This window comes from Micromonospora sp. DT231, assembly GCF_049847025.1.
Lineage (GTDB): Bacteria > Actinomycetota > Actinomycetes > Mycobacteriales > Micromonosporaceae > Micromonospora.
Map to the genome: position 1 here is coordinate 893,480 of NZ_JBNCNO010000001.1, position 12,243 is coordinate 905,722.

Annotated in this window: 13 protein-coding genes; 3 read left to right on the forward strand and 10 right to left on the reverse strand. The window is 72.1% G+C overall.

Going from position 1 to position 12,243, the window contains the following annotated elements:
* Positions 1–35 precede the first annotated feature (35 nt).
* The 3 genes from ACPXBU_RS03980 to ACPXBU_RS03990 are packed head-to-tail and all read right to left on the reverse strand — an operon-like array spanning position 36 to position 1,435.
* On the reverse strand, positions 36–524 hold the full coding sequence (locus ACPXBU_RS03980; protein WP_425756464.1) for a DUF5946 family protein: 489 nt from the start codon (positions 522–524) through the stop codon (positions 36–38).
* A 33-nt stretch (positions 525–557) separates the two neighbouring features.
* Complete coding sequence (locus tag ACPXBU_RS03985) at positions 558–1,076, reverse strand: SRPBCC family protein (protein ID WP_425756466.1); 519 nt, start codon at positions 1,074–1,076, stop codon at positions 558–560.
* Positions 1,073–1,435: a metalloregulator ArsR/SmtB family transcription factor gene (locus ACPXBU_RS03990; RefSeq protein WP_393373529.1), complete on the reverse strand. Its 363-nt coding sequence runs from the start codon at positions 1,433–1,435 to the stop codon at positions 1,073–1,075. The genes ACPXBU_RS03985 and ACPXBU_RS03990 overlap by 4 nt, the downstream gene beginning before the upstream one ends.
* 89 nt (positions 1,436–1,524) lie before the next feature.
* Here ACPXBU_RS03990 and ACPXBU_RS03995 point away from each other — a divergent pair, with 89 nt between their 5' ends.
* Positions 1,525–2,625, forward strand: coding sequence for a calcium:proton antiporter (locus tag ACPXBU_RS03995; RefSeq protein WP_393373532.1), 1,101 nt, complete (start codon positions 1,525–1,527; stop codon positions 2,623–2,625).
* Between the two features lie 16 nt (positions 2,626–2,641).
* On the opposite strand, the gene ACPXBU_RS04000 is transcribed toward ACPXBU_RS03995, so the two are convergent.
* The 3 genes from ACPXBU_RS04000 to ACPXBU_RS04010 all read right to left on the reverse strand — a co-directional run bounded on the left by ACPXBU_RS04000 (position 2,642) and on the right by ACPXBU_RS04010 (position 4,980).
* The gene (locus tag ACPXBU_RS04000) at positions 2,642–3,898 is read right to left on the reverse strand and encodes an RNA polymerase sigma factor (protein ID WP_425756469.1); all 1,257 of its coding nucleotides are present in this window, start codon (positions 3,896–3,898) and stop codon (positions 2,642–2,644) included.
* A 3-nt stretch (positions 3,899–3,901) separates the two neighbouring features.
* Entirely contained in the window at positions 3,902–4,294 is a 393-nt protein-coding gene (locus ACPXBU_RS04005; protein ID WP_393373603.1) for a YciI family protein, read from the reverse strand.
* A 323-nt stretch (positions 4,295–4,617) separates the two neighbouring features.
* Entirely contained in the window at positions 4,618–4,980 is a 363-nt protein-coding gene (locus ACPXBU_RS04010) for a hypothetical protein (protein ID WP_393373538.1), read from the reverse strand.
* Positions 4,981–5,142: 162 nt separating this feature from the next.
* Between ACPXBU_RS04010 and ACPXBU_RS04015 the strand changes: the two genes are divergently transcribed.
* The gene (locus tag ACPXBU_RS04015; protein WP_393373540.1) at positions 5,143–5,886 is read left to right on the forward strand and encodes a neutral zinc metallopeptidase; all 744 of its coding nucleotides are present in this window, start codon (positions 5,143–5,145) and stop codon (positions 5,884–5,886) included.
* 120 nt (positions 5,887–6,006) lie between these two features.
* A complete protein-coding gene (locus ACPXBU_RS04020) occupies positions 6,007–6,657 on the forward strand; it encodes an HAD family hydrolase (RefSeq protein WP_425756703.1) in 651 nt (216 codons plus the stop codon).
* A 51-nt stretch (positions 6,658–6,708) separates the two neighbouring features.
* On the opposite strand, the gene ACPXBU_RS04025 is transcribed toward ACPXBU_RS04020, so the two are convergent.
* The 4 genes from ACPXBU_RS04025 to ACPXBU_RS04040 form a co-directional block, all read right to left on the reverse strand.
* Positions 6,709–9,264, reverse strand: a complete 2,556-nt coding sequence (locus tag ACPXBU_RS04025) for an ABC transporter permease (RefSeq protein WP_425756471.1) — start codon at positions 9,262–9,264, stop codon at positions 6,709–6,711.
* A complete protein-coding gene (locus ACPXBU_RS04030) occupies positions 9,264–10,031 on the reverse strand; it encodes an ABC transporter ATP-binding protein (protein WP_393373545.1) in 768 nt (255 codons plus the stop codon). Before ACPXBU_RS04030 ends, ACPXBU_RS04025 begins: the two co-directional genes overlap by 1 nt.
* Positions 10,032–10,379: 348 nt before the next feature.
* Positions 10,380–11,066, reverse strand: coding sequence for a response regulator (locus ACPXBU_RS04035; protein WP_393373546.1), 687 nt, complete (start codon positions 11,064–11,066; stop codon positions 10,380–10,382).
* A 217-nt stretch (positions 11,067–11,283) separates the two neighbouring features.
* Positions 11,284–12,198: a RecB family exonuclease gene (locus ACPXBU_RS04040; protein WP_425756474.1), complete on the reverse strand. Its 915-nt coding sequence runs from the start codon at positions 12,196–12,198 to the stop codon at positions 11,284–11,286.
* Between the last annotated feature and the right edge of the window lie 45 nt (positions 12,199–12,243).

A 12,243-nucleotide genomic window follows, 5' to 3' on the forward strand; every position in this document is an offset into this window, starting at 1 on the left:
GTACCGGTGGATGTCGTTGTCGCACCGGTGCCGGCTCACCGCGACGTGGCGGGCATCGCGGCATGGAGGTCGGCGAGCGTCGCGACCGCCCAGCTGCCGACGGCGTCGGGGTACTCCGACTCGGCTCGCTCCGTCACGTCCTGGGCGGTGACCGACCACGACACCGGCCAGCGCGCGTCGATGTGTGAACGATCGGTCGGCGCCGAACGGATGACCTTCTGCGAGCCGGCCGCGAAGCGGCCCATACGGCGACGCAGGTACGCGATCGGAGGCGGTGCGGGACCGGTCATCTCGTCGACCGCGGCGTGGAGGCGGTCGAGCGTCTCACGGGTGAGCCGGGACGGATGCTGAAGCTGGTACGTGGCCACGGCGAAGAAGTGCGCGCGCATCCCCGCCTCCGGGTCGAGACTGGGCAGCACGCGGGTCTCGATCTCGAGCAGCTCGTGCAGCCGCGTCCAGCAGTCGCCGCTCGTCGGCACCGCGCCTCCGCACTCGGCGCAGCGGTCGGTGCGCGTCGGTCTCACAGGTGACCCTCCTCGCGGGTGAACCGCCGCCCGTCACTGCCGGCTCTCGTCCACGACCAGCCCGGCGAGCCCCTGGTAGTAGGGCTGCATCGCGGGGTGGTAGTCGTCGAACTCGGGCCGGGGTGAGCCGTCCCGGGAGGCGACGAGCATGTCCAGGTAGTACTCCCAGCCGGCGCCGACCTCGGCGATGCCCTCCACGCTCGTGAGGTGCTGGACGAACCGCAGCTCGGTGGTGCCGTCGGTCTCGGTGAGCGCCAGCTCCAGCCGCCAGGTGCCGTAGCTGTCGATGAGGGACACGGCGAGGCGTCGCTGCGGCTCGCACGCGTCGATGTGGACCTCGGACCAGGGCTGCTCCTCCTCGAAGGCCATCTGGAGCCGGATGGTCCGTCCGGGCGCGGCGTCGCCCTCCCACGGGCCGTACCAGCGGGCCGTGCGGTCCGACTCGGTCAGGCTGGCCCAGACGTCCGCCGCCGGGGCGCGGAAGGTCCGGGTGAGGACGAGGTCGTAGCCGGTGGCGGTGCGAAACAGGCGTCCGGCGGGCGTACGGGTCATGCCGTGTGCTCCCTTCGATGCTCCGCCGGGCCGCTGCCGCGGCGCTCTCGGCGGGTGCGATAGATCTCGGTTTCCAGCGCGTCGAGGTGCCGCTCCCACCTGTCGGCGCGGGCGAGCCCGGCGAGCCAGTCGGTCAGCGGGGCGAGCGGGCCGGGGTCGAGGCGGTAGATCCTGCGTCGGCCGACCAGCTCGTCGCGGACCAGCCCACTCTCGCGCAGCACCCGCAGGTGGCGGCTGATCGCGGGCCGGCTGATCACGAACCGCTGGGCGATGTCGCCGGCGGAGAGGGGTTCGTCGCGCAGCATGGTCAGGATGTGCCGTCGCACCGGGTCCGCGATTGCGGCGACCACCTCGTCCACACCGAAAGCGTAACCCATGGGTTACGGATCTGCTGACCCGCTGCGTCGATGGTGGGCACATGATCAGCTGTCCTGGCACTCTGTACGGCATGGCCACCCTGCTTCGCTCCCGGATGACCGACTGGACCGTCGCCGTACCCGTGCTCGCCGTGCTGGTGCTGCTCGTCACCTGGGGGCGGAGCCTGCCGGGGCCCGTCATCGTGGTGGTCGCGGTGCTGCTCGGCGGTGCGGTGCTCGCGGCCGTGCACCACGCGGAGGTGGTCGCCCACCGGGTGGGGGAGCCGTACGGCTCACTGGTGCTCGCCGTCGCGGTCACCGTGATCGAGGTGGCCCTCATCGTCACGCTGATGATCAGCGGACCGGAGAAGACCCAGTCGCTCGCCCGCGACACCGTCTTCGCCGCCGTCATGATCACCTGTAACGGCATCCTCGGCCTGTCCCTGCTGCTCGGGGCGCTGCGCCGGCGCGTCGCCGTGTTCAACCCGGAGGGCACCGGCGGTGCGCTGGCCACCGTGATCACCCTGGCCACGCTGAGTCTGGTCATCCCGACCTTCACCACGGCCCGGCCCGGCCCGGAGTTCAGCCCGGCCCAACTCGCCTTCGCCGCCGTCGCGTCGCTGGCCCTGTACGGGCTGTTCGTGCTCGTGCAGACCGGCCGGCACCGCGACTACTTCCTGCCGGTCGACAGCCAGGGCCGGGTGATCGACGCCGAGGAACACGCCAAACCGCCGACGACCCGCGCCGCGCTGATCAGCCTGGGGCTGCTGCTGGTGGCGTTGATCGCGGTGGTGGGCGACGCGAAGATCGTCTCGCCGACCATCGAGGCGGGTGTCGCGGCCGCGAACCTGCCGCACGCGTTCGTCGGTGTGATCATCGCCCTGCTGGTGCTGCTGCCGGAGACCCTCGCCGCCGCCCGCGCCGCGCGCCGCGACCGCGTCCAGATCAGCCTGAACCTCGCCCTCGGCTCCGCGATGGCAAGCATCGGCCTGACCATCCCGGCCATCGCCATCGCCTCGATCTGGCTGGACGGCCCCCTCCTGCTCGGCCTCGGCGGCACCCAACTCGCCCTGCTCGCGCTGACCGCCGTCACCGCGGTCCTCACCGTCGTGCCGGGCCGGGCCAACGTGCTGCAGGGCGGCGTACACCTGGTGCTGCTGGCCGCGTTCGTCTTCCTCGCCGCGAGCCCCTGACCGTCCGCCCGCCGGCTCAACCGGCGGGCGGCGGGTCGCCCGCGAGGCGGTCCGCGCGGGCGTTCAGGTAGCGCTGCTGCGCCAGGTTCGTCGAGCGCGCCGCCGCCATCCGGTACGCCTCCCGCGCCGCGACCCGCTCACCCACCCGCTCCCACAGGTGCGCGCGGGCGGCCGGCAGCCGGGGGTCGTCGGCCAGCCGCGCGTCGTCGGCCAGGTCGGCGAGCAGCGCCAACCCGGCCGACGTGCCCCGACTCATCGCCACCGCCACCGCGTGGTTGAGCGCCACCACCGGATTGTCGGAGATGCCCAGCAGCACCTCGTACAGGGCGGTGATCTGCGCCCAGTCGGTCTCCCGCGCGCTGGGTGCCTCGTCGTGCACGGCCGCGATGGCCGCCTGCACCCGGTACGCCCCGACGCCCCCGCGCGGCAGCGCCCCGGTGATCAGCTCGACCCCCTCGGCGATCTGGTCGGCCCGCCACCGGCTCCGGTCCTGCTCGGCCATCGGCACCAACTCGCCGTGCGGGCCGAGCCGCGCCGGCGCCCGCGCATCGGTGAGCAGCATCAACGCGAGCAGCCCGGTGACCTCGGGATCCTCGGGCAGCAGCCGGTGCACCAGGCGGGTCAACCGGATCGCCTCCGTGGTCAGGTCCGCGCGCAGCAACCCGGGGCCTGCCGTGCGGGCGTACCCCTCGGTGAAGATCAGGTACAGCACGTGCAGCACGGCGGCGAGCCGGTCGGCGCGCTCCGGGCCGGTCGGCGGCGCGAACCGCAGTCCACTGTCGCGGATCCGTTGCTTGCCCCGGCTGATCCGCCGGGTCATCGTCGCCTCCGGCACCAGGAACGCACGCGCCACCTCGGCGGTGCTCAGCCCGCCCACGGCGCGCAGCGTGAGCGCGATCTGCGACGCCGGCGACAGCGCCGGGTGGCAGCACAGGAAGAGCAGGATGAGCGTGTCGTCCGCGTCCGCCGGCTGCTGGTCAGCCGCCGGAGCGCGCCACTGCTCCGGCAGCACCCACCGGGCCACCGTGTCCTCCCGCCGTACCCGGGCCTGCTCCCGGCGCAGCAGGTCGGTCAGCCGGCGGGACGCGACGGTGATCAACCAGCCGCGTGGGTTGTCCGGTACGCCGTCGCGCGGCCAACCGCCCGCCGCCGCGATCAGCGCCTCCTGCACCGCGTCCTCGGCGGTGTCGAAGTGCCCGTAGCGTCGTACCAGCGCGCCGAGGACCTGCGGCGCCAGCTCGCGCAGCAGGTCCTCGACGGATCTCTCCGGCATCGGTCAGCCGGCCAGGTCCTCGATGCCCTCCAGCACCGGTCGCACGTCCACGTACCCGTCGGGTGCGCTGGGGTCGACAAGTCCGGCGGCGATCTCGGTGGCCCGGTCGAAGCTGGCGCACTCCACGATCGTGTAACCCGCCAGGACCTCCTGTGTCTCCGGGTACGGGCCGTCGGTGACCACGGGTGCGCCCTCGCGTACCCGCACCCGGCGCGCGTGCACGGGCTCGCTCAGGCCCTGGGCGTCCACCAACTCCCCGGACTCGGCCAGCGCCTGGTGAAAGGTCTCCATGTGCTTGTGCATCGCCGCGATCTGCTCGGCCGACATCGCGGGCCGGTCGGAAGCCCGCCCCGACAACACGTCGTAGTCCTGCTGGGAGCCGTACAGCAAAATCATGTACTTCACGGGTGTCTCCTCCTGTCTCTGGTACCGCCGCGGCACCGCTCACCAGAAACGTCGAAGCCCAACCCCCAACCCAGACAACCCCCACCCACCCAACCCGATTCGATCCGTTGATCATGAGGTTATAGCTCCGACACGCCGACGCGGGTGGCAATAACCTCATGATCAACGGGGGAGATGGGGGTGGTGGTTCGGCGGGGGCGACGCACGCGCGGCCGGTCGGGACGCCCACGGCCGGCAGCAGCGCTACGAGGCCGAGCGACACGGCGACCAGGGCGACACCTGGCAGCGCGGCCGCGAGGCCGGCGGCTGACGGTTCACTGCCCGTAGGAACGGCGGAGGCGGTCGTTGACCAGGTAGTTGAGCCGGTGCCGCAGGTACCCGAGTGTGCTCTCGCTCGGCACCTCCCCGTCGGTGGTGAGCGTCCACCGCAGGGCGCACTCCGGGCCGGGTGGGTGGGCGGCCAGGTCGAAACGGATCCGGTCCAGCGGCCGGTGCGGCCACAGCGACGACCAGATCAGCAGTACGGGCGCGTAGCCGGCCAGCACCCGCGGCGGCACCTCGTCGTCACGTAACTCCAACCAGGGCCGGCTACCGACCTCGTACGGGTCGCGCAGCGAACGCCACACGACGGGTGGCGGGGCCGGCTGACGGCGAAGGCGGCTGCCCAACTCGTGCATCACAGCCCTCCTCGCCCGGACGGCCGCACCCGGCCCCACCTTCATTCTGGCCGTACGGCACCGTGAACCATCCGCAGCCGGCGCACGTGAATCCGGTGACGGGCGTTTCGGGCACCTTGTCGGGGTACTACCAGCGCGAGCACGGATGTCTGGGGAGGCACAGTGGGCACACGGTCCGGACGCGACGCCCGGGGCCCGGTGGGGGCCCTGCTGATCGCCGCCCTGCTGTCGCTCGCCTGCGCCGGCGGGGGACTGGCCGAGCCGGAGGGTGAGCGCCCCGCGCCGAAGGGGTCGTCGGCGGCTCCGGCGCCGAGCACCACCCGGGCCGACAGCACCACGAGCGTGGCCGAGTTCAAGCAGGACGTCGCCGACGCGCAACAGATCGCGGAGCGGTACTGGGCGGCCCAGTTCAAGGAGTCCGGGCAGCGGTTCCAACCGATCCGACGGATCACCCCGTATCAGCGGGCGGGCGAGGTGACCTGCGGGGGCGAGCCGCTGCCCCGCAACAACGCCGTCTACTGCTCGCAGGGCGACTTCATCGCGTACGACGTCGCCTGGTCGGTGGCGGCGTTCCGCCAGGTCGGCGACGCGTTCGTGTTCTACCTGCTCGGCCACGAGTACGCCCACGGCGTCCAGGTGCGGCTCGGCATCAACTACAGCTTCACCATCCAGCAGGAGTTGCAGGCCGACTGCATGGCCGGCGCGTACCTCGGCGACTCGGTGCGCGCCAAGACCCTGACCCTGGCCGAGGGCGACCTCGACGAGTTCCGCGAGGGGCTGGCGGCCGTCGGCGACGACCCCGACCAGCCGTGGTTCGCGGAGGGCTCGCACGGCACCGCCGAGCAGCGCACCGACTCGTTCTTCCGGGGCTACGAGCGCTCCCTGGCGGCCTGCGACCTGGGCTGAGCGGGTTGCCGGGATCACGTCGGTGCGCATCGCGGCCACCAGCGGGGTTGCGGCCTGGCAGGATCGCCGGTGTCGGCCACGACCCTGGAGGATCCGCTGAGCAGCCACCACCCCGCCGCCGTGCTCTTCGACATGGACGGCACGCTTGTCGACAGCGAGAAGCTGTGGGACGTCGCGTTGGAGGAACTCGCCCGGGAGTACGGCGGGGAGCTGTCCGAGGACGCCCGGCGGGCGATCATCGGCACCAGCATGGCGGAGTCGATGCGGCTCCTGCACGACGACCTGGGGCAGCCCGAACGGGACCCGGAGATCAGCGCGGCGTGGATCAACGCCCGGATCCTGGAGTTGTTCCGCGGCGGCCTGCCCTGGCAGCCCGGCGCGTTCGAGCTGCTGCGTGCCGTCCGCGCGGCGCAGATCCCCACCGCGCTGGTCACCTCCAGCCCCCGGGCGCTCGTCGAGATCGCCCTGGACACCCTGGGCCGGGACAACTTCGACACGGTGGTCGCCGGCGACGAGGTCGTGGCGGCCAAACCGCACCCGGAGCCCTACCTGACCGCCGCCCGCCTGCTGGGTGTGCCGATCGAGCGGTGCGTGGCGATCGAGGACTCGCCGACCGGGGTGGCCAGCGCGCTCGCCTCCGGCGCGGCGGTGCTGGCCGTACCGGCGGAGGTGGCGCTCGCGCGCACTGCCGGCGTACACCAGGTGCAGAGCCTGACCGGCGTGGACCTGGAGCTGCTCGCGGCGCTGCTGGCCGACCGGGCCGCGGCGTAGCGAGAAAAAGGGGGCCCCGGCGTCCGCCGAGGCCCCCTTTTCCGTTCCTGCTCAGTCGTGGGCGATCGCGCCCAGGACGTTGATCCGGGCCGCCCGGATGGCCGGCAGCACCGCGGCCACCACGCCGATGATCGCGGCGAGACCGAGGAAGACACCCATCTGCCCCCAGGGCAGGATCAGGTCGGTGATGCCCTCGTCCTTGAGCGCCTCGACCACCGCGGCACCGAGGCCGGTGCCGACCGCCACGCCCAGCAGCGCGCCGAACACGGAGATCACCACCGCCTCCACGGTGATCATGCCCATCGTCTGGCCCCGACGCAGGCCGATCGCCCGCAACAGACCCAACTCGCGGGTCCGCTCCAGCACCGACAGCGCCAGGGTGTTGATGATGCCGAGCACGGCGATCACGATGGCCAGGGCCAACAGGATCTGGATCATCGTGAGCAGCCCGTCGAGCTGACCGGTCTGCTGCTTGATGAACGCGTCCCGGTCGGCCACCGACACCTCGGGGCTGTCCGCCAGCAACGTCTCCACCTGGGGCTGCACGTCGGCGACCCGGGCACCGGGGGCGAGCTGGATGAAGCCCTGGATGGGCTGCGGGATGGTGAAGTCCTTCGCGGCCTGCAGCGGCAACGTCACCGGGTTGGTCAGCTGCGACGACTCGTAGATGCCGCTGATCGTGTACGTCCGCACCTCACCCCGGGTGAGCTGCGCCTTGACCGTGGAACCCACCGACCAGCCACGCGAGGTGGCCGTGTCCGAGCTGGCCAGCATCTGGGTCGGCCCGAGCCGGTCGATGTCACCGGCGGTGGCCTTCGCCCCGAAGATCTGCCGCAGCGACGTGATGTCACTGCTCGCCGCGACCCAGGTGCTCTCGCCGTCGAGCTTCGCCATGTCGCCGTACTCGCCGTCGACAAGCTGCACGCCGGGCAGGGTCTTCGCCTTGTCCAGCACAGCCGGGTCGAAGCTCGGCGGACGCGGGCCACCCTGCTGACCGGAGATCACCAGCTCGGCCTTGATGGTGTCCTGGGCGAGCGCGCTGATGCTGCCCTTGGCCGAGTCGAGGATCACCGTGACGCCTGTGACAAGCGCGATGCCGACCATCAGCGCGGCGGCGGTGATCGCGGTGCGGCGCGGGTTGCGCCCGGAGTTGAGCCGGCCCAGCTTGCCCGGCACCGACCAGGAGAAGATCGCCCCGAGCAGGTTCACCACCGGCCGGCTGATCAGCGGGGTCAGCAGCGCCACACCGATGAAGGCGAACAGCACCCCACCGAGGATGGTGGGCAGCGTGCTGCCTCGGGCGTTGCCGCTGAGCCCGAGGAACAGCAGCACCGCGCCGATGCCGGTGACCACCGACCCGGTGATAGTGATCTTGGTCAGTGGCCGGTCCGGCGTGGCCACGTCCTGCATGGCCGCGATCGGCGGGATCCGCGCCGCCCGCAGCGCCGGCAGCAGGGCCGCCACCACAGTGATGACCAGGCCGACCGCGAACGAGCCGATCACCGCGGCCGCCGGCACGCCGATCCCGGCCAGGGTCAGGCCACCGGCCAGCTTGCCGAAGAGGAACGCCAGCAGCGCCCCCACCCCGATGCCGGCAGCGAGACCGAGCACCGAGGCGATCAGCCCCACCGCGATGGCCTCCAACACCACCGAGCCGATGATCTGCCGCCCGCTGGCCCCGATGGCGCGCATCAACGCCAACTCCCGGGTGCGCTGCGCGACGATGATCGAGAAGGTGTTGAGGATCAGGAACGTGCCGACCAGCAACGCCACCGCGGCGAAGCCGAGCAGGATCTTGTTGAAGAAGGACAGGCCCTCCTTCAGGCTGGCCGACGCGTCCGCGGCGACCTGCTTGCCGGTCTTCACCTCGAAGTCCGGGCCCAGGGAGCGGGCCACGTCGTCACGAAGCCTCTCGTCGGAGACCCCGCCGGCGGCGCTCACGGTGACGCTGCTGAACGTGTCCGGCTGGCCGAGCATCAGCCGCTGCGCCACCGGCGTGGTGAAGAAGACCTCGTTCACCCCGCCGATCGAGTCCCGGTCACCGCTGTAACCCATGATGCCGACCAGGGTGAAGTCGCGCTTCTTCGACTCGAACGCGGTGAGCACGCCGACCTTCTGGCCGACCTGCACCTTCGCCGTCGTGGCCAACGCCTTGTTGAGCACGATCTCGTCCTCGGCCTGCGGCGCGCGCCCCTCCCGCAACCGCATCAGCTCGCTCTCGCCGATCCAGTTCTCGCCCAACTGGGGCGGGCCGAACGACGTGATCACCTTGCCGTTGCTGCCGATCACGCGAGCGCCGTCGGCGTTGACGATGCCGGTCGCCGAGGCCACCCCCGGCACCTGCTTGACCCGTTCCACCACGGCGGCGGGCAGCGGGGCGTTCGTCTGCTCGCCCTCCATCTCGCTGAGCTCCACCTTCGGTTTCGCCGCGACGTTCACGTCGATCTCGGAGAAGCCGTCGGCGAAGACGGAGTCGAACGAACGGCCCAGCGTGTCGGTCAACACGAAGGCGCCGGAGACGAACATCACCCCGAGCACCACCGCCAGACCGGACAGGATCAGCCGGACCTTGCGGGCCAGCAGACTCTTCAGTGTCGCCCGGAACATCAGTTGCCCACCTCGGCCGGAGTGTCCAGCTTCTTCATGGTGTCCAGCACCGTGTCGGCGGTCGGCTCGATCAACTCCGAGACGATCTGCCCGTCGGCGAGGAAGACCACCCGGTCGGCGTACGCGGCGGCGGTCGGGTCGTGGGTGACCATCACGATCGTCTGGCCGTGCTCACGGACCGAGCTCCGCAGGAAGTTGAGCACCTCCGCGCCGGAGCGCGAGTCCAGGTTGCCGGTCGGCTCGTCCGCGAAGATCACCTCCGGGCGGGAGACCAGGGCACGCGCGCACGCCACCCGCTGCTGCTGCCCACCGGAGAGCTGCGCCGGCCGGTGGTCCAGCCGGTCCTTCAGACCAACCGTGGTGATCACCGTGTCGTACCAGGCCGGATCCGGCTTGCGGCCGGCGATCGACAACGGCAGCAGGATGTTCTCCTTGGCGGTCAACGTGGGCAGCAGGTTGAACTGCTGGAAGATGAAGCCCACCTTGTCGCGGCGCAGCTTCGTCAACCCCGCGTCGCCCAGCCCGGTGACCGTCGTCTCACCGATCGCCACCGTCCCCCGGGTCACCGAGTCCAGGCCGGCCAGGCAGTGCATCAGCGTCGACTTACCCGAACCCGACGGCCCCATGATCGCGGTGAACCGGCCACGTTCGAACTCGGCGCTGACCCCCCGCAGCGCGACGACCTGGGCCTCGCCGCTGCCGTACACCTTCCACACGTCGTTCGCCCGGGCCGCGGCCTGCGCCTGCTGGCCTACCGTCGCGGTCACGTCATCTACCTCTTCCGTCTGTCCGTCTTCCCACGCCGCCCCCCGATGGTCCGGCGTGACTGTTCCATCATCGGCGCTGCTCACGCCCGTTCCGTCCGCCCCTGGGGGGACCCGGCGCGGATTTCCCGCTGCGGGTGGCCCCCGATGTCGGATCAGGGTTGCCCCTGACCCGACGACCGATCGACAGACGACCGGCGACAGCGCCGACACCGACACTGCCCCCTGACGTCACAGGAGGGTCAACCGCGCCGAGCCGTCTCCGGTCACGGTAGGTGACCACGGCAACCGCGCCGTCCCCCCGCGGAGGGATTCTCGAGTACGCCGGGTGGGGTAGCCGCCGGCCGCCGGCTACGCCCTGGGGCGGATCAGACCCGACTCGTACGCCAGCACCACGGCCTGCACCCGGTCCCGTAGGCGCAGCTTCGTCAGCAGACGCCCGACGTGGGTCTTCACGGTGGTTTCGCTCACCGACAGCACCGCCGCGATCTCGGCGTTGGACAACCCCCGGGCCACCTGCACCAGCACCTCGCGTTCCCGGTCGGTGAGAGTGTCGAGCACCGGCGCGGGCGTCGCCGCCGGATCGGGCAGCAGGTCGGCGAAGCGCTCCAGCAGCCGCCGCAGGATCCGCGGCGCGACCACCGCGTCCCCGCCGGCCACCGTGCGGATCGCCGCGATCAGCTCCTCGGCGGGCACGTCCTTGGCCAGGAACCCGCTGGCGCCCGCGCGCAGCGCCCCCACCACGTACTCGTCCAGGTCGAACGTGGTGAGCACCAACACCCGCACCGGCAGCCGGGAGTCGACGATGGCCCGGGTCGCCGCCACCCCGTCCATCCGGGGCATCCGGATGTCCATCAGCACAACGTCGGGCAGCAGCCGCCGGGACAGCTCCACCGCCTCCACACCGTCGCCGGCCTCGGCCACCACGTCCAGGTCGCCCTCGGCCCCCAGCACCATCCGGAAGCCGGTACGCAGCAGCGGCTGGTCGTCGGCGAGCAGGATCCGCACCGGCCGCGCCGAGGCCACCCGATCCGTCATCTCGTCTCCCGTTCCGCCGACGTGGTGCCCGCACCGCCCATCCTCGCGTACGGCGGACGGTGCGTCGCGGACCACGGTAGAGGCCACCCCGCCGCGGTGTCCCCACCGAAGCGACACCGCTTCGGTCGGGTCCGCCCAGCGGGCCGCACAGCCCGCGGACGGGGTCAGCGACCGGCCGGACACACCGCGCCGGGCGCGAGCGGCCCGCCGCGGGTCGTCACTCGTCGGCGCCGGGCACCACCGGCGCGGACCGGGCGTCGCGCAGCGGATCAGCGGTCGCCGCCGCCACCGGGAACGGCGGCGGGGTGCCGCCGAAGCTCGGGCACAGCGCCTGGTGACTGCACCAGTCACACAGCCGGCTTGGCCGGGGCCGGAAATCCTGCCGAACGGTGGCCTGCTCGATCGCGCGCCACAGCGCCACCACCGTGCGCTCGAAGCGGACCAGCTCGTCGGCGTCCGGCGTGTAGTCCAACACCTCGGCGTCGCGCAGGTAGAGCAACCGCAACACCCGGGGCACCACCCCCCGGGTGCGCCACAACACCAGGGCGTAGAACTTCAACTGGAACAGCGCCCGCGCCTCGAACGCCTCCCGTGGCGCGCCCCCGGTCTTGTAGTCGACCACCCGCAGCGCGCCGTCCGGGGCGACGTCGAGCCGGTCGAGGTAACCCCGGATCAACAACTCGTCGTCGACCACCGCCGAGATCAGGCTCTCCCGCTCGGCCGGCTCCAGCCGGGTCGGGTCCTCCACCGCGAAGTAGCCCTCCAAGAGCCCCGCGGCCGAGCGCAGGAACTCCACCGGCCCGGCCGGCTCCGCGCCGTCGAAGATCCCGGCCAACTCCGGCTGCTCGGTCACCAGCCGGTCCCACTGGGGGGCCACCAGGTCGCCGGCCGCCGCCGGCGTGCGGCCCGGCGCGGGCAGGTCGAACAGACGCTCCAGCACCGCGTGCACGAGCGTGCCCCGGGCCTGCTCGATCGTGGTGCGCTCGGGCAGCCGGTCGATGCTGCGCAACCGGTAGAGCAGCGGGCAGGTCTTGAAATCCGCCGCCCGCGACGGCGACAGCGAGGCCCGCACCGTCGGCGGCGCCTGCGCCGGGGAGGAGGACTGGGAGGTGGTGACCGGTTCCGCCGTCATGTCGGCAAAGGTTAGGGCACCGGTGTGACACCGACCGCCGGCCGC